Below are 16950 nucleotides of genomic sequence, written 5' to 3' on the forward strand. Positions count from 1 at the left end.
GGGGCGTGTGAAAAAACCGTTTCGATGAAAGTAGAGAACGCTGCGCGGCGGGCCTGACGGCGGGCGCGGAGTGCCTGGCGCTCATGCTCGGTCGGGGCTGTGGGGGTGCTGTACTTCATCAGGTCGGTGTGAATTGGGGTCATCATGGCGTGTCTCCTAGTTGATGACCCAAAGCTGCCCGATCACGCGCACCCTTGCTTGAGGTGGACCCTTGGAAATCCTTGAGATTGGCTTGGGAAACCTCTTGGGGTGCTGAATCTTGTAGGCCAAAATCGAAAAAGTCGCGTAAGTCTAGAGACATGCAGTACCATTTCGCAGATTGCACGTTGGATGACGCCCGCCTGACGCTGACGCGCGGCGGCAGCGCGGTGGCCGTGGAACCCAAGGTATTCGACCTGATCCATTTGCTAGTGCGTAATGCCGGAGACCTGGTTACACGCGACCGGATGGTGGAAGAGGTCTGGGCCGGGCGGATCGTGTCGGAATCCGCGATGTCCGCCTGCATCGCGGCAGCGCGCAAGGCCGTCGGCGACACCGGCAAGGCACAGGCGGTCATCCGCACCGTTGCGCGGCGGGGATTGATGTTGGTGGCTGCAGTGACATTGGTTGAACAGAAACCTGTGCCGCAGCCACCAAGCAACCAAGCCGAGACGGAACAGCGTATTCGCTATATCTCCACATCTGACGGCCATCGGATCGCATATGCCACGACTGGAACCGGGCCAGCCGTATTGCGGTTCACCCCGAACATGACCAACGATCTAGAAGCCGAATGGCATATTGCGACGAAGCGCAGGATGATTGATGCCATATCCCGGCAGAACCTTTTGATACGAAGTGACACACTGGGTTCGGGCCAATCGGACCGTCGGGTGGCAGAGTTGGATTTTGCACGACAGGCGGATCACATGTGCGACGTTCTGGACGCTGCGAAGATCGACCGGGCAGCAGTTGTTTCGGAGTCGGGCGGAGTACTGCCGGCGATCTATTTGGCTGCGCGTCATCCAGACCGTGTAGCAAAACTGGCTATTATGGGTGGATATGTGGACGGGCCAAACCGCCGGGACAAGCCGCGACCGGCTGATCCGATCCGCACATCAATTGACGCGGGTTGGGACCAGACGCGCGGTGGTTTTCTCATGGGCTGGGTATCAAGTTATTGCCCGGAAGGCCCGTTTGACGATCTTCGCGCCATAACCGAAATGGCCCGGCAGGCCACATCGAAGGAAACGATGCTAGCTGTCCGGGATAGTTTAAACGGAGCCAGTGTCGCGTCCCTTTTGCCGAAAGTACAATGCCGGACGCTGATCCTTCATGCCCGACACGACGCAGTACACCCTCTCGACGAGGCCCAAAAGCTGGCGGCCGGAATCCAGAACGCCGAACTGATTATCTTTGATACCGCCAATCACCTCCCTCTCGTCGGTCATCCGCTTTGGGATCAATATGTGTCCACTATAACAAAATTTCTCGCGAACTGAGCGTGACCAGACTTCGTTTGTCAGAGCGCCTGACCAATCTCCGGAAGTTACTGCAAATAGCTTCCACGACCATATCGCGAACGGAGATATACGTACGTCTGCCAAGGCGCGCAGACTGTCGCGGTTTGCCGCGCTTCCGAACTTGAGCGACGCGTTGATCGCGCAGGTGCAGCAAATGGCAGCTTGGTCCCGCATCGGTTGAGTTCGGACAGCATGCACCGAACGGCTCCGTTTCTGGTAGCTGTCGTTCGTGGATCGCGCGGCGGAAGTGTCGGGAGAGCCGAAAGTAGACCAATGCTTAGGGAGATCGTAAGCTTCCCTAGTTTGCGACAATGAAGGACACCATTTCATGTCAACGCCCAAAGAAAGACTGAATGAACTGGGGCTTAAGTTGCCTGCGCCCACCAAGGTTCCCGAAGGCCTGCATTTACCGTTCTCGTTTGTAAATGTCAGAGGCGAAAGAGTGATATTCTCTGGTCACCCCAAGAATGCGGCAGACGGGAGCATCGCTGGACCGTTCGGAGTGCTGGGCAAAGATTTTTCAACGGAACAGGGATATGCTGAAGCCCGCGAAGTGGCGCTCACGGTGCTGGCGAACATTGAGGCTGAGATAGGGGACTTAACCAGAATCGTCGGCTGGTCTCGAGTGTTTGGGATGGTGACTTCCGCGCCCGGCTATACTGAACAACATCTTGTCGTGAATGGATTTAGCGATCTCATAATCGATGTTTTTGGTTCGACCATAGGTCGACATGCGAGATCCGCGATTGGAGTGCCGGCACTGCCGCTTGGCTTTGCTTTGGAGATTGAGGGAGAGGTATTGATCTCACCTTGATACGTCAAACGGCAGCTCCGTCCCGATTTCTAGTTCGCTAATTGCTCAATTTCGCGCTTGCAGCGAACGTCTCCTCTGACGGGCCGCAGCGCAGCGACGGTTGCCTCGCCCCGACGGCAGCTTAGGGCCGGGAGTGACGGGCACAGAAGCATTTTCTTGACGATACTGTGTCGCCTCAGAGTTCCGCAAAGAGCCCGGTCTGTCAGACTTCCGTAATCCAGCGAAGGTGTCGCTTCAGGAAACGGAACAAGCAACGCCCTCTCGCCGCGATGTCCGGACATTCGCCGGCCTGACCGACATGCTTGATCGGTGCGCGCAGTTGGGCGAGCATGGAAGGCGCGGTGTTTCACTTGGGGAATGTCGATTGGTCCCGGAGGCTTCCGTATGAAGAACACGACCTCAACGGCTTGGCACACTTCCGAAAGCCTCTCCGAAAAAAGCGCGATGACCAGTTTCATCACATGGACGAACCGGGAAACGTCGCTGCCGATAGAGGACTATACCACACTCTGGGAATGGTCCGTGGCGCAGCCCGCAGACTTCTGGACCGGCCTCGCACGATTTTTCGACCTGAGCCTCGATACGGATGATCGCGGCGCGCTGGCCGTCGAGGCAATGCCTGGCGCGATTTGGTTTCCTGCAGCTCAGATTAACTATGCCTCTCAAGTGCTGCGCCACGCGAAATCGGGAGGCGTTGCGATCCGGCACCAATCCGAAGCCGGGGAAATCGTGGATATGTCCTGGGCCGACCTAGAGGAGAGGGTCACGACACTGGCCGCCGCGCTTGAGCGTCTGGGAATTGTCGCGGGCGACCGGGTGGTAGGCTACCTCCCCAACACACCCGATACGATCGTTGCATTCCTCGCCTGCGCCAGCATTGGCGCCGTCTGGTCACTCTGTGCGCCGGACATGGGCGCGCAGACGGTGCTCGAGCGGTTCCGTCAAATCGCGCCAAAGGCGATCTTCACCCGGACGCAATACGATTTCGGTGGTAAATCACGGGATCGGTCAGCGGAGGTGTCGGCGCTTCTCGCCGGCCTTCCGAGCCTTGAAAGCTGGATCACACTGGATGCCGCAACCGGAGTAACGCTGCCGGGGACCGTGACACGCCATAGCTGGCGCGACCTTCTGGGCGGGTCAGCGCAGGTGCGGCCGCGCCAACTCCCTTTCGACCATCCGCTCTGGGTGGTCTATTCCTCCGGGACTACGGGAAGTCCGAAAGCGATCGTGCATGGTCACGGCGGTGTGGTTCTGGAGCATCTCAAGCTTGTGGGACTGCATTGCGACGTGACTCCTTCGGATACCTTTTCATGGTATTCCTCAACAGGTTGGATCATGTGGAACGTGCATATCGGCGGGCTGTTGACTGGTGCCACAGTCGCCATCGCCGAAGGCAGCCCCGGTTTCCCCGACAATGGCCGACTTTGGCGATTCATCGAAGCGGCCGCCGTGACGGTCTTTGGTGCGGGCGCCGCGTGGTACAGCGCCTGCATGAAGGCGGGTATTCACCCAAAAGACGAGGCCGATCTGACCAAACTTAAGATGCTGGGGTCGACAGGCTCGCCCTTGCCGCCCGAAGCCTACGAGTGGATCAGGCAGACGGTTCGCGACGATATATGGATTGCCCCCATTGCCGGTGGCACGGACCTTGCGGGCGTCTTTCTGGCCGGAAGTCCGACCCTGCCCGTGCATGTCGGCGAAATGCAGTGCCGCGCGCTTGGGGCTGCCGTCTACGCCTTCGATCAAGATGGCCAAGTCGTGATCGACGACGTGGGGGAGCTTGTGTGCACGCGTCCTATGCCGTCGATGCCCCTGTATCTTTGGGGCGACACTGACGGGACGCGCCTTCACGAAAGCTATTTCGACACATTCCCCGGGATCTGGCGGCAGGGCGACTGGGTCAGGATTACCGTGCGGGGAAGTGGCATTATCTACGGACGCTCCGACGCGACGATCAACCGATACGGGATCCGGATGGGGACAGCGGACATCTACCGCGTCGTAGAAGACAGGGACGACGTGCTCGACAGCCTCGTTGTCGATCTTGAATATCTGGGCAAGTCTTCATGCATGATCCTGTTTGTGAAGCTTGCAGACGGGATCGACTTGGACGAGCGCCTGAAGACCACCATTGTGCAGGACCTGAAAACACGTGTTTCACCTCATCACGTACCTGACCTTATCGAGGCAGCCCCTGATGTTCCCTACACGCTGACCGGCAAGAAGCTGGAGGTGCCGATCAAGAAGCTGCTGCTTGGAAAATCCATGCTGGAAGTTGTGACGCAAGATGCGATGGCGAACCCCCACTGCCTTGCTTGGTATGACGCGTATTCCGAGGCATATCTGGCGCGTTGAGTCACAAGTTTGTTCTCGATCGACATGCATCCATTGACGTCGGTAAGCGCTCAATTGCGTTATCCGTTCCATCGAAGCCGACATGCGCGCAGATGCAGCCGTAACGTATCTGTCCCATAGTGCTTCCTTCCATTCCAACGAATGGATCGCACTATCAAATCCTGGGATCAAACACCTAGCGATCTGTGTGAGCCTTAAAGTTATCCGAGATCAAAGACAGAAACTCTTACGCAGTTCGATTTGCATCAAGTATTTCATCAATGAGAAGGTCAATATCTCCGTGATCCGTTGCGTGATTGATGACTGATACACGAATGATCTGCCTTCCTTTCCAAACCCCATGACTCGGATAAACGCGTGCCTTTTGTTGGATGCGCTCCAGAACCCGAGTGGTCTTTTCGTCCGTTTCGCAGGCAATGGCGACCTGGTTGAGCACGACGTCATTCATGATTTCGATGCCCGGCTCTTTACTTAGGCAATCCGCCAAATGCTTCGCTAGAGCGCAATGGTGCGTGATCATCTCGCGAATGCCATCGGCCCCAAGATGCTTTATGATGGCGTAGCTTGGGACGCCCCTCGCACGGCGGCTGAGTTCAAGCGTAGAATCGCTCGGCTCCCATGTTTCACCAAGCCCAGGCAAATATGCGCCGCGCGCGCTCATTGACGAGACAAGCGCGGTGCGGTCGCGCACGATACAAAGCCCCGCATCATAGGGCGCGTTCAGCCATTTGTGTAAATCGACCGCCCAACTGTCGGCACCATCGACGCCTGCCAAGCGATCCCGCAGATCGGGCACAGCATGAGCCCAGAGGCCAAAGGCGCCATCGACATGCACCCAACCACCTGCTTCATGGATCATCGGAATGGCGTCCTCGAATGGATCAAAAGCGCCTGTATTGATTTGACCTGCTTGGAGAATAACCAGTGGCGGGTTTTTGCAGGCCTCCAATTCGGCACGAAGGGCGTCGATGCTGATACGGCCCTGATCATCTGTCGCAAGGCGCTTCGTACGGCCCAACCCGAGGCCTGCATAGCGTATGCCGGCCATCGGCGCAGAATGGGCGTCTTCACCGATCAGGACGGGAACGTCAGGCGCTCCAAAAAGACCGTTCTCGAAAACGTCCCAGTCCTGTCGCTGCAGCAACGTATCCCGAGCGGCGATAATGCCTTGCGTATTGGCCACGGTCGCCCCCGAGACAATGCCAACACCACTGTCAGGTGGCAGATCAAGAAGCTCCAGACACCACTGGCAAACAGTCTGTTCGATGACAGCAGCAGAAGGGCTTTCCCATGAGGAAGCAGCGTTTTGTCCCCAGGAGGTCACAAGAAAATCTGCAGCTGCACCCACTGGCATTGATCCTCCACAGACGTAGCCAAAGAAGCGCGGGGACGCATGGCCATGTAACCCTTTGCCTGCGATAGCTATTAACTCGTCAATAACAGAGGAGGCAGGCGCCCCCACGATGGGAAGCGTGGTATCAAAATCCGAAGCGAAATCGGCGGGTCTTAAATCCGGTTTCACAGATGATGATTTTAAATCTGATCGATAGGCGATAGCTTCCCGTGCCGCTACCAACATGGCCGACCGGTCATCTTCGCTCAGAGGTACTTTTTTGCTTCTTTTCAATTCTCTAAACCCATCAAATTATTTCTGAAATGGTCGTCTAGTCCTGTTGAGCATCGCACGTCTGCTTCACAATGCGTTTTGAGATGCTCTCTGTCTATGAGCGTCAAAGCAGCCATTGGCGCGACCGCAGCGAATTCACACTTCGTCCGCGCAGCAGACTTGGAACACAACTGAAATTGAACACCCGCAGCGAATGGCCGGTCTGGTGAATCGGCAGAGCGGCGCTTGTTGTTGGGATGAAGGTCCGGTTTAGGCCGTTCGCGGAAGTTTCAGTTCGTCACCTAACGCTAAGTCATCTTATGAACGGGATTAGAACCGCCCCAACTGCCCTTGCTCGCCAGGATGCGGGTCCGGCTGAATGAACTGTGGTCGAAATGTCCGAATTCCCGCTGGTAGTCCATTTGCTCGCGGTGATGTCCAGGCTTATAGGCAGCGGCCATCATCGCGGCATCTGTGCGCCACAGCGAAATTGTCATTCCGTCGTGACCATCGACCCCGGGGCCGCTGAACACTGCCCTTCGGATATTATCCGGAAGAGTGCCGTAGAAATCCTGCACACGGTCAACTTCACGGATGAAGTTTGCGATCCGAGCCACGTCATCTGGGCCTGGGTTTTCGTATCCGGCCGAAGTGATAACCATCAATGGTCCGCCCGGGTCAGAAGGACAGGTTGCGAAGGTGTCGTTCTCCTTCAAAGTGCCACGCCAATTCACCTTGCCCCGGTGGGAGTATGGCACCACCAACGCATGAAATTCTTCCACCGCGTCAACGAGAAACTCCAAATGGTGATCAGGTCTTTCAAACACTTCTTCCGCCGCGGCCCGAGAAGAATAGATGCCGAAGCCTCCCCACTCATCAGAAATATTCGTGCGCATTCCGTTCGGACCCTGAGGCGAGGCCGGATAGAACCGCCACGCTTCAGCTCTTTCTGGACCCGGAAATGGGTTGCCCGTTCCATCAATCGGGAAGGCGAAGCGAATGCGGTGAAAAACAATCCAGTCATGATCGTTCCCGTCCATGTCATATCTCCTCCACCATGCGATCTGATCCGCACGATAGCACGCTGTCTGCTCTCGCCATAGCGATGAAACATGCCCATGCGTGGGTCTTGGGCGGGCTCGGAGCGGTCTTTAGCAGCGGTGGCCACAGGTGACTGGTTTGGGCCGTCTGTAAATTTGGGATCGATCCCGTTGCCGAAACTGAAGGTCCACCTCTTTTGTCAGAAACGCACCGTCCTTCCTCAATCGTGCTATGGTTCGTGAGCTTGCTATGCGTCGGCCAAATTAAAAGGAGCTGCCAGCATGGATCAGACGGATGCGATCAAGCTGCAAGGCATTCATGGCAGCCCCTATACCCGAAAGATGCTGGCTGTCTTGCGCTTCCGGCGCCTACCCTATCGCTTCATCGTCAACTGGCCGCAGAATTCGGATGCGCCGGGCAATCCGGGTGATCGAAGTGATCTACCGAAGCCCAAGGTGCCGCTGCTTCCAACCGTATATCTGAGAAATGACGCAGGAGAGTTGGAGGCGGTTACGGATACGACGCAAATCATTCGTCGCCTGGAGAGCGAGTTTCCGACTCGCTACGTTGTTCCGAACAATCCCGTTCTGGCGTTTCTGAATTACATACTAGAGGACTATGCCGATGAATGGTTGACCCGCTGCATGTTTCACTACCGCTGGCACTTTGAGCCGGACATTGAGAAAGCGGGTCGCATCCTTCCACTTTATGTCCGGGTCGACCTCTCGCCGGAAATGCATGCCGCACAGGCGGCAGAGTTCACGAAACGTCAAATTGATCGGCTTCCCGTGGTTGGGTCGAACGAGACAACGGCACAGGTCATCGAGGCCAGTTACCTGCGCTTCTTGCAACTCCTCGAAAGCCACCTGCAAAGCCATCCGTTCCTCTTTGGACACCGACCAGCATCATCGGATTTTGCAATGATGGGGCAATTGACCTGTCTGACCCATTTCGATCCCACACCGACGCGGCTTTGCGAAAGCCTCGCGCCACGCGTTTACGCATGGGTTGAGCACCTTGAAGACCTCAGTGGCTACGAAGTTGAGGATCGCGACTGGCTGGGCGAGTCGGACGACCTTCCCGACAGCCTGCTGGCGCTCATGTCAGAAGTCGCGCGCACCCACATGCCGCAGTTGATGGCCAATGGGCGCGCCGTGGCCGAAAGGAAAGAGGTTTTCCGGACAGAAGTCGACGGCAAAGCTTGGGTGCAACCGAGTTTTCCGTACCAATTGAAGTGCCTGCGCTGGATTCAGCAGGAGTTTCGGTCGCTGTCTGGAGAGGACCAAGCGTCTGCAAGTGCCATTCTAGAGTCAACCGGATTGGCGCCGTTGGTTGACTATACGCCGGGTGGACCAATCTAGATGGGGAGGCTCATTGTCAGCCAAGAAAGCTACCACGACGGAATAGAACGACACCCTTCACGATCCTCTCAGCGAACGGTCGGCCACAGCTACCAGAATTGATAAACGGTGCCTTCGTCCCGCTGCTGCGCCGAAAGCCGTCGTCCGCTGGACGACATCATTGTCTGAGCTCGTCCTCTTTTGATCGCAAGAGCTTCACGATGACCCCTGAGGACTTGCTGTGATTACTGCGAGGCCATGACCAACTTGGTTCTGATTTCGACTGCAAAGTGTTGCGCAACTGCTCGAGTCGAGCGTCTCTGGAAAAGCTCCGCAGAGGCGCGAAACGTCGGGAAATCTCGAATTCAATGGAGTCACATGACAAATGCCCATAGGTTCGGCTAACGCAGTCGGTATTGGAATGTCCAAGCTGCTTGGCAACGATTGCCAGCGGTGTACCCGCTTGCACAAGTTGACTGGCATAGGTGTGCCTCAGACCATGAAATACAAAACTCTCAGGCAAATCGGCTCGTCGAACCGCGTCTTTGAACAAATGTCTGTGACAACCTGACCAAGACCGCCCAGACGACATTCGGAACACCAGCGCTTCCTCATCGAGGCCTTCTATTTGATCTAGGAAGAATGACATGCCTTCGTCTGGCAGGATGACGTGTCTGCCCCGATAGCTCTTCATTGGAGCGACGTAGAGACCATAATGGAGAGCATCTTGCCTGAAGCGCTCATTTAACTCGCTCCAAAATCATGAAACTGAAACACAGCGGGTGTGCGCCAAGACCTTGGGGTCAGGTCACCCGTCTGTCTCGACACACAAGGAAAGAATGATTGGCAGATTTGCGTCCAGCGCCGCAAGAATGCACGACCCCTGAGAAAAATTGCTTCAAGCTAGCTTCTTGGCAGTACGTTTCGTCCAGAACCGTCTCCAGTACGCTCGATATAATAGTCTCCGAAGACTCCTCTTCCGCCTGTAACCGCGCTTGCGTCTTCCAACTTCCAAGCTCGACGTCGACAAGTCTCGGGCACGTTGGGTAACAACACGAGGGTCACATGCGTAACTCTCAAATTGTGTTATCGCGTCGGGCCAATCTGAGGGTTGAACGACTGGGCCATCTCTATACGCCAGATGTGCTGCAACCTCCTTTGACACCATATATCCTGTTGCTAGAAACGGCGGTAGAGCAATTCGGTAGGCCATTATGCCCCCGGGCAAGACAAGGCGATCACGATGCCGGACATATGTGTTCTTGTGATCAAAAAGCAGTAACCCGCAGGGCGGCTCTACAAGGCTTGATCCCAACGCCATGAAGTCTTCTGACAAGACTGCGTCGTCCTCAAGCACAATCGCAGATGCATCCTCTCCTTTAGCGATTGCTTCATAGATTTGCCTATGGGACAGCGCGCATGCAAATTCACCGTCCGACATGGGTCTGCCCATACGCGCTTCGGCCCCTTGTCTATCGATCCGCGCTTCATATTGGCTTGGAAGCTTGTCTCTTCCGTCGATTCCCCAAGATATCTGATACTTCATTCCCATCTTCTCTAGTTGATCGACTAGAGGCTGGTAACGCCTGTGAGCCCTCAGGCTCAGTATGTAAATTGGCGGAAAGTTCATGAATCTCTTCGGACTGCGCGGCTTTGTAAGAGGTGAAACGGTTCGCCATCTCTTTAACAGTAGTTTTTCCCGTAATGCACGGGTTCGAACAATGAGCCTTTCAAGTAGACACAGAATTCTGTTTCATACCAGAATGATCCCAAGGTAGAGTGCTCGATACCTTTGAACGTGAGTTACCACAAAAAACCCGCCCTGATCCGCCGTTTCTGAGCATTTTCTTTGGGGTTCCAGAAAATCAACTAACAAATTTTGCATGTTGACACAGCTCGAGCCTACTGTGCTGATTGGCATGGGTGGTAGGACTGTTTGTAGAGCTCCACAAAGCAAAAAGACATCTACTACGCGAGAATCTTTCCGGGGAGCTTCAGTCCTTGTCCGACCCTTATGAGAGCTCAATCATGCAGAACCTCTACTGGTGGGGAATACCCACCATGTTCCGTTGTCCTAATCAAGGCGCGGAGGGTGCGGATATCGCCCTAGTCGGCGTGCCGCATTCGACCGGCAACGGCACCACGGAACGGGACCAGCATCTGGGGCCACGGGCGCTGCGCAACGTATCCTGCGTGCAGCGGCGGGTGCATGGCAGCTTCGGGATCGATCCCTGGGCGGCGGCGAAGATCGTCGATGTGGGGGATGTGCCGCTGCCGCGCGCCAATGACAACGAGGCCTGCATCGCCGACATCACTGCATTCTACAAAGGCATCGACGCGGCGGGGGCACGACCCGTGTCCATCGGCGGGGATCATTCGATCACCGGCGGCATCGTGCAGGCGCTGGGGCGGGGGCATATCGCGGGGGGCGAGCCGGTATGTTTCCTGCATCTCGATGCGCATACGGATGTGTTCACCAAGGTGGACCACTTCCTCGGCGCGAAAAAATCGGCGGCGCATTGGGGGGCCTACCTGGCGGACCAGGGTCAGGTGGACCCGACCCATTCGATGCAGATTGGGCTGCGCGGTCATCCACGCACGGTCGACTGGCTGCAGCCGTCCTACGACTATGGATACAACGTTGTGACCATGAAGGAGTTTCGCCAGCGCGGGCTGTCAAATGTGGCGGCGCAGGCGCGCGAGGTGCTGGCCGGGCGGCCGGTCTATATCACTTTCGATCTGGACTGCCTCGATCCCACCATCGCGCCCGGTGTCTCGAACCTCGAGCCGGGTGAAAAGGGCTTCGATATCGACGAGGCGGTGGGGCTTCTGCACAGCGTCCGGGGGCTGAACATCGTCGGCGGTGACGTGGTCTGCATGATGCCCACAAAGGACAGCCCCAACCAGATCACCGCGCTGACCGCGGCGGCGGTGATGTTCGAGATGATCTCTATGATGGCGGAACGGGTCAGACCGGGGTGAAGCGCTCACTGGCGATGCTCTGCCGGAAAGGGCAAGTCGGGAAAACCTGCCTTGCAGGGCGGTCAAAAATCGGGTGATCCTGTTCCCGGTCTTTGACCCATAAGTTGAGCAGGGCATTCATGTCCCAAGATTGCGCCGCAGAGGAAATCGCTGACGAGCTGTTGTACGAAACAGGTCAGGCCCTGCTTACGGGCACGTTCGACCGATTCAGTGCCTGTTTCGGACTGCCGCATTTGATCGAAACGGCCGACGGGCGCTGCTTGTTGCGCTCGGTCGATGATCTGCGCGAGAGATTCGACGATCTGCGCGAGTATTTCCGGCGTCAGCAGGTGACCGACATCGTGCGAACCGTCGTTGAGGCGCGATTCCTCGATTCCGACACGATCGGGTCGACCCATGTCTCGCGCATGCTCACGGCGACAGGAGCCCCCCTGCGCAGCCCTTACCCGGTTTACTCGGTGATCCGCCGTCAGGGCCATCTCGACTGGCGCGTCATGTCGAGCCTCTATGCCATCCTCGACTGCCACGAACACAACGCCGTCCTTGCCTCCGAACCCCTCCCATCGGAGCGGTCGCGATAGGGGGTGGTTTGGGGGAGTTGGGAGGGGGTGTCAAAAACGACCATTTTGACCCGTACGTTTTCTCTAAGGGTATTTGTCCGAGACGTGGGAATGGCTTCTGCCGTTCCCTGCAAGGCACGCGACAAGATCATTTTCCTTTTGGAAACATGAAACCATGGATATGACGGCAAAAAACAGATCAGCAAATCTAGAATTTGATCGACAATCATCGCCGAGCGGGAAAGCTCGACGCTCCGTTGGCCGTAGCTGCCATTGAAGAACAGGTCCGCCGCAACACCGCGTTCGACTACAAGGCAGGGATCAAGGTTCTTCCACAGGCTGCCCGAGACGGGCGTGCTGTCAACTACCGACAGCTTGCTGAAGCAGGAGGGGTGCTGAAGCCTGAAGACACCTGGCACCAACACGTGGCTCAGAAGATACCGCTGTCACAAATTGTCGACTACGGCCACGCCCATGACATGCCCGCGCTCACAGCGCTTGTAGAGACGAAGCAGGGAGTAACGGAAAGTATCCTCGCCGGTTTCCAGAAGGGCTTGGAAGATACCGGAATTCGCGTCCCTGTCGGAAGGACGATCGAAGAATTCTATCGTGCTAAACGGCGACGTTTCTTCGAATGGGCTTCCGAGCAATGAAGCATCAGATGGCCGGCAATGCCGGATTGTCCCATATCGCCTGGGAACTAACCAGACGAGGATGAAACGTCATGCCTACAGTGCGAAATGCTCGGGGTGCCGATCTATACGCTGCCTCAATAGACGATGAAGAGATGGTGATCCCGATCCAGTCAAAAGCGTTGTCGAAGCGTGCTGCAGTACCGTTAGGCACAGTCCTCGAGCGCATGAGGTCGCGTTGGTGGATCATCACGTTAGGGGCAAATAGCGACGATCCGATTTGTTTTATTCTTACGCTTGATGAAGTGAAATCCTTGGCGTCGCGCGACAAAGGAAAGAACCGTGCGTACTGGCTTTAGGCAAAGAATTCTGACAGGTCTGAGTTTCGTGAGGCTTGGGCTAGGCTCTCAAAACAAGACGAACTCCGCGTGCGTTTTTTGTCAGACCTGAAGGGCTCTTCGAAGAGCCTTCGAATACGCTTAGCCCTTCACCACCCGGTCGATCCGGCGCATCACCAAGAGCAGGCCTTTAAGCTGGTCGATTGGCACCATGTTGGGGCCATCCGAGGGCGCGTTGTCGGGGGCGTCATGGGTTTCGATGAAGACCGCTGCACAGCCGACCGCAACGGCGGCGCGGGCCAGGTGGGGCACGAATTCGCGCTGGCCGCCCGAGCTTGTGCCCTGCCCGCCAGGCAGCTGCACCGAATGGGTGGCGTCGAAGACCACCGGATAGCCGGTCTGGGCCATGATCGGAAGCGACCGCATGTCCGACACCAGCATGTTGTAGCCGAAACTCGCCCCGCGTTCGCAGAGCAGGATGCGCTCGTTCCCGGTGGAGGCGATCTTGGCGGCGACGTTTTCCATGTCCCACGGGGCAAGGAACTGCCCCTTCTTGACGTTGATCGCGGCCCCGGTTTCGCCGGCCGCCAACAGCAGATCCGTCTGGCGCGAGAGAAACGCGGGGATCTGCAGCACGTCGACCACCTGCGCCACGGGCGCGCATTGCTCGGCAGTGTGGATGTCGGTCAGGACCGGGACACCGAATTCCGCCTTGATCCTGTCGAGGATCGTCAGCCCTTCGTCCATGCCCAACCCGCGCTTGCCCTTGAGCGAGGAGCGATTGGCCTTGTCGTAGCTGGCCTTGAAGATCCAGGGGGTGTCGGTCGCCTCGGCCGCAGCGGCGATGCGGGTGGCCAGCATGCGCGCGTGATCGAGGGATTCCAGCTGGCACGGGCCTGCAATCAGCGCGAAGGGCGCGGTGTTTGAGACTGAGATGTCGCCGATCGAGACGGTTTTCATGCGATTCCCTCGCGTTTCAGAACCTCTTCGATGCGCGCCACATCGACGGGGTTGTTGAGTTCCCAGAACACCCGGCCCCTAGCCTCGACGGGCACGCAGGTTATGGAGGCGCCGTTTTCGAGAAAGCGCAGCTGTTCCAGCCCTTCGGCCCGTTCGATGGGGCCTTCCGCCCAGCCCGCATAGGCGCGCAGCGCGGCGGGTGTGTAGGCGTAGACGCCGACATGGTGCCAGACCTCGGGCGGGGTTTCGAGATTGCCCACGTAGGGCAGCACTTCCTTGGAGAAATAGAGCGCCATCCGGTCGGCGCGCATCACCGCCGTCGTGCCCCCCACCCGGCCCGCGTGGCGGTCGGCGATGAAATTGGCCAGCGTTTCGCGGTCACATTTCAGGACCGGTGTGGCCATCTCGACCCCGGGGGTCATTGCTTCCACGAGGGCTTCGACAAACCAGTGCGGGGTGAGCGGGGCATCGCCCTGCAGATTGACCACCACATCGGGCGTTTCGTCCAGCTGCGCGAGCCCTTCCGCACAGCGTTCGGTGCCATTGCGCGCCTCCGACGAGGTCATCAGAACCTCTGCGCCAAAGCCCTGCGCGGCCTCTGCAATGCGGTTATCATCGGTGAGCACATAGACCCTGTCCACGCCGGACACGGCCTGTGCTGCCTCCCAGGCGCGCTGAATCAGGCTCTTTTTCTCACCGGTCGCCCCGGTCAGCTCAACCAGCGGTTTGCCGGGGTAGCGGGTCGACGCGTAGCGGGCGGGGATGAAAACGACAACACTCATGCGACACCTGCGCGAAGAAGATCATGGATATGGATGAGGCCCAGCAGACGACCGTGATCCGTCACCATCAGCGCGCCGATCTTGTGGGTGTTCATCAGGGCCAGCGCCTCGGTCAGCAGCGCGTCGGGGGCGATGGAGCGCGGGTTCGGGGTTGCGACCTCGCCGGCTTTGCGCCCGGTCAGACCTTCGAGATTGCGCCTGAGGTCGCCATCGGTGATGACGCCTTTGAGCTGATCCCGCTCGACCACAGCGGCGACGCCGAAACCCTTGGCGCTCATCACCACCAGCGTCTCGCCCATCGGTGTGTCCGGGCTGACCGCGGGGAGCGCGTCGTCACGGTGCATGATCGCAGAAACGCGCAAGAGCTGCGCCCCCAGCGTGCCGCCGGGATGGAAGGCGGCATAGCTTTCACGGTCGAACCCGCGGTGCTGCATCAGCGCCACCGCCAGCGCATCGCCAAGCGCCATGGTGAGCGTGGTCGAGGTGGTGGGCGCCATGCCGATGGCACAGGCTTCGGGTGCGTCGGGCAGGGTGAGCACGTGATCGGCGGCGCGCGCCAGCGTGCTGTCGGCGCGCTTGGTCACGGCGATGAGAGGGATATCGAAGCGGGTGCAATAGGCGATCATATCTGCCAATTCGCGGGTCTCGCCAGAATTGGAGATCAGGATCACCGCATCATTGCGGGTGATCATGCCCAGATCGCCGTGCGAGGCCTCGCCCGGATGCACCGCCTGCGCCGGCGTGCCGGTGGAGGCCAGCGTGGCCGCGATCTTGTTAGCCACATGGCCGGATTTGCCCATGCCCGAGACAATCACCCGCCCAGGCAGCGCCAGAAGGCGCATGACCACCACGTCGAAATCGGCGGGCAACTCCTGGCCCAGCTGGGTCAGGGCTTCGGCCTCGACGGTCAGCACACTGCGAGCGATCTCAGAAGGAGTGTCGGTCATGGGAGCCTTTGGAATTGTCTGAGGGCGGTGATAGCGGGTGGGCGGGCCTATGTCCAACGCAGGGGATCGAGGCTTTTTGAAAAGCCTTGGTGAACGACATTCGTCGGCCCTTCGGTGCGGTTTCGGAACCGCGCGCCTATCACACCTGGCGGGCGCCACCGATCGGAATTGCAGTGTCGGTGCCGCCCCAGATGCCCCAGCGCTGGCGAAGCATCTCGATGGCGGTTGCATCCAGTTCGACTCGACCCTTCTCGGCCACGCGGTGGCGGTAGAGCGCATCTTGGCGGTCGGCGTCTGTGGTTTTTGGTTCGTATTGGTTTGCGACCAGCCAAATGCCAATGCCCTTTCGAGCCAGCGCACCCGACAGCCAGACATCATCAACGTGGAACGCTTCGTTTGGAATGTCGAAAGCGATTTCGTCGAAGAATTCTGGCCGCACCACCACGCCGCCATAGCCCTCAAAAACATCTGCGAAACCGGCCGAAGCTATTATCCGGCGTGGCGGTTTATGCGCCAGCTTTACTTTATTTCGCCCGGACAAGATCTGCTTAAGTCTGGCAAACCGGTAGACGGTGTCCCAAGTGCGAGACCTGCGTGTATGGCGTGGACAATCGAAGGCGCTACGTTTGGACAATCCAGCGATATCCCAACCCGCCAGCGCAACTGCATGATTCGGATAGCGGTCAGATTCTGCCAGCAACCCTCGAGCCCAACCAGGACGATAATCACGGTCATCGTCGCAGAAAAGCAAACGCAAATTATCACCTCGATGGCGCCTCGCTGCACACAAAACCTTCGTGGCAGGACCGTAATCGATTTTGCAACGACGGATCATGACTCCTGCGGGAACTGACGGAATTGTGCCATCCCAGTCGGGGAAGCGACGATAACTATGAGGTAGATAAAGCTCGACACCGTCCACGCCGTCCTGCGCGACAAGCGCCTCTAGCGTTGGCCCAATGAGACCAAAACGTGGAGGGATGGAAGAAAGGGTGATCAAGGTCATGTGAAAAGGCACTTCGGAACGGGCGAAGTCTCAATAGGCCCAAGCTTCGCCGGGAGCAAGCGGCGGTAGCGGGGTCGCGCCAATT

Annotated in this window: 15 protein-coding genes; 7 read left to right on the plus strand and 8 right to left on the minus strand. The window is 57.9% G+C overall.

The genetic code is table 11. From position 1 onward, the window contains the following. Positions 1-203 precede the first annotated feature (203 nt). From MGEO_RS19415 to MGEO_RS19425, 3 genes are all read left to right on the plus strand, one after another. A complete protein-coding gene (locus tag MGEO_RS19415; protein WP_233140021.1) occupies positions 204-1481 on the plus strand; it encodes an alpha/beta fold hydrolase in 1278 nt (425 codons plus the stop codon). A 349-nt stretch (positions 1482-1830) separates the two neighbouring features. Further along, positions 1831-2316, plus strand: a complete 486-nt coding sequence (locus MGEO_RS19420; RefSeq protein WP_085641398.1) for a RidA family protein — start codon at positions 1831-1833, stop codon at positions 2314-2316. A gap of 384 nt (positions 2317-2700) precedes the next feature. Further along, a complete protein-coding gene (locus MGEO_RS19425) occupies positions 2701-4671 on the plus strand; it encodes an acetoacetate--CoA ligase (RefSeq protein WP_085641399.1) in 1971 nt (656 codons plus the stop codon). 226 nt (positions 4672-4897) lie between these two features. On the opposite strand, the gene MGEO_RS19430 is transcribed toward MGEO_RS19425, so the two are convergent. Continuing rightward, positions 4898-6298: a pyridoxal phosphate-dependent decarboxylase family protein gene (locus MGEO_RS19430; protein ID WP_143746312.1), complete on the minus strand. Its 1401-nt coding sequence runs from the start codon at positions 6296-6298 to the stop codon at positions 4898-4900. Positions 6299-6585: 287 nt separating this feature from the next. Beyond that, positions 6586-7317 carry a hypothetical protein gene (locus MGEO_RS19435; RefSeq protein WP_085641401.1) on the minus strand — a complete coding sequence of 244 codons (732 nt, stop codon included), beginning with the start codon at positions 7315-7317 and terminating at the stop codon, positions 6586-6588. Between the two features lie 282 nt (positions 7318-7599). Here MGEO_RS19435 and MGEO_RS19440 point away from each other — a divergent pair, with 282 nt between their 5' ends. Further along, entirely contained in the window at positions 7600-8679 is a 1080-nt protein-coding gene (locus MGEO_RS19440; RefSeq protein ID WP_085641402.1) for a glutathione S-transferase N-terminal domain-containing protein, read from the plus strand. A 157-nt stretch (positions 8680-8836) separates the two neighbouring features. On the opposite strand, the gene MGEO_RS21975 is transcribed toward MGEO_RS19440, so the two are convergent. Further along, the gene (locus MGEO_RS21975; RefSeq protein WP_085641403.1) at positions 8837-9352 is read right to left on the minus strand and encodes a tyrosine-type recombinase/integrase; all 516 of its coding nucleotides are present in this window, start codon (positions 9350-9352) and stop codon (positions 8837-8839) included. 204 nt (positions 9353-9556) lie between these two features. Further along, positions 9557-10288, minus strand: coding sequence for a glycosyltransferase family 25 protein (locus MGEO_RS21980; RefSeq protein WP_085641404.1), 732 nt, complete (start codon positions 10286-10288; stop codon positions 9557-9559). A 431-nt stretch (positions 10289-10719) separates the two neighbouring features. On the opposite strand from MGEO_RS21980, the gene MGEO_RS19455 reads away from it, so the two are divergent. The 3 genes from MGEO_RS19455 (at position 10720) to MGEO_RS19465 (ending at position 12853) form a co-directional block, all read left to right on the plus strand. Beyond that, positions 10720-11640: an arginase family protein gene (locus MGEO_RS19455; RefSeq protein ID WP_408607531.1), complete on the plus strand. Its 921-nt coding sequence runs from the start codon at positions 10720-10722 to the stop codon at positions 11638-11640. Between the two features lie 119 nt (positions 11641-11759). Then, positions 11760-12221 (plus strand): hypothetical protein, encoded by a 462-nt coding sequence (locus MGEO_RS19460; protein ID WP_085641406.1) that lies wholly within the window; start codon positions 11760-11762, stop codon positions 12219-12221. A gap of 194 nt (positions 12222-12415) precedes the next feature. Continuing rightward, positions 12416-12853 (plus strand): hypothetical protein, encoded by a 438-nt coding sequence (locus MGEO_RS19465; RefSeq protein ID WP_085641407.1) that lies wholly within the window; start codon positions 12416-12418, stop codon positions 12851-12853. Positions 12854-13311: 458 nt separating this feature from the next. Here the strand turns inward: MGEO_RS19465 and kdsA are convergent, their stop codons facing one another. The 4 genes from kdsA to MGEO_RS21230 form a co-directional block, all read right to left on the minus strand. Then, positions 13312-14130, minus strand: coding sequence for a 3-deoxy-8-phosphooctulonate synthase (gene kdsA / locus MGEO_RS19475; protein WP_085641408.1), 819 nt, complete (start codon positions 14128-14130; stop codon positions 13312-13314). Then, a complete protein-coding gene (locus MGEO_RS19480; protein WP_085641409.1) occupies positions 14127-14912 on the minus strand; it encodes a 3-deoxy-manno-octulosonate cytidylyltransferase in 786 nt (261 codons plus the stop codon). Before MGEO_RS19480 ends, kdsA begins: the two co-directional genes overlap by 4 nt. Beyond that, entirely contained in the window at positions 14909-15859 is a 951-nt protein-coding gene (locus MGEO_RS19485) for a KpsF/GutQ family sugar-phosphate isomerase (protein ID WP_085641410.1), read from the minus strand. Before MGEO_RS19485 ends, MGEO_RS19480 begins: the two co-directional genes overlap by 4 nt. A gap of 139 nt (positions 15860-15998) precedes the next feature. Beyond that, positions 15999-16865, minus strand: coding sequence for a glycosyltransferase family 2 protein (locus tag MGEO_RS21230; protein ID WP_143746313.1), 867 nt, complete (start codon positions 16863-16865; stop codon positions 15999-16001). Positions 16866-16950 lie beyond the last annotated feature (85 nt).

Source organism: Marivita geojedonensis, from assembly GCF_002115805.1.
Lineage (GTDB): Bacteria > Pseudomonadota > Alphaproteobacteria > Rhodobacterales > Rhodobacteraceae > Marivita > Marivita geojedonensis.

Coding starts and splice junctions, on each gene's coding strand:
- MGEO_RS19425 (WP_085641399.1), top strand. CDS start 2,701: ATGAAGAACACGACCTCAACGGCTTGGCACACTTCCGAAAGCCTCTCC.
- MGEO_RS19455 (WP_408607531.1), top strand. CDS start 10,720: ATGTTCCGTTGTCCTAATCAAGGCGCGGAGGGTGCGGATATCGCCCTA.
- kdsA (WP_085641408.1), bottom strand. CDS start 14,130: ATGAAAACCGTCTCGATCGGCGACATCTCAGTCTCAAACACCGCGCCC.
- MGEO_RS19480 (WP_085641409.1), bottom strand. CDS start 14,912: ATGAGTGTTGTCGTTTTCATCCCCGCCCGCTACGCGTCGACCCGCTAC.
- MGEO_RS19485 (WP_085641410.1), bottom strand. CDS start 15,859: ATGACCGACACTCCTTCTGAGATCGCTCGCAGTGTGCTGACCGTCGAG.
- MGEO_RS19460 (WP_085641406.1), top strand. CDS start 11,760: ATGTCCCAAGATTGCGCCGCAGAGGAAATCGCTGACGAGCTGTTGTAC.
- MGEO_RS21980 (WP_085641404.1), bottom strand. CDS start 10,288: ATGAACTTTCCGCCAATTTACATACTGAGCCTGAGGGCTCACAGGCGT.
- MGEO_RS21230 (WP_143746313.1), bottom strand. CDS start 16,865: ATGACCTTGATCACCCTTTCTTCCATCCCTCCACGTTTTGGTCTCATT.
- MGEO_RS19420 (WP_085641398.1), top strand. CDS start 1,831: ATGTCAACGCCCAAAGAAAGACTGAATGAACTGGGGCTTAAGTTGCCT.
- MGEO_RS21975 (WP_085641403.1), bottom strand. CDS start 9,352: ATGAAGAGCTATCGGGGCAGACACGTCATCCTGCCAGACGAAGGCATG.
- MGEO_RS19440 (WP_085641402.1), top strand. CDS start 7,600: ATGGATCAGACGGATGCGATCAAGCTGCAAGGCATTCATGGCAGCCCC.
- MGEO_RS19435 (WP_085641401.1), bottom strand. CDS start 7,317: ATGGACGGGAACGATCATGACTGGATTGTTTTTCACCGCATTCGCTTC.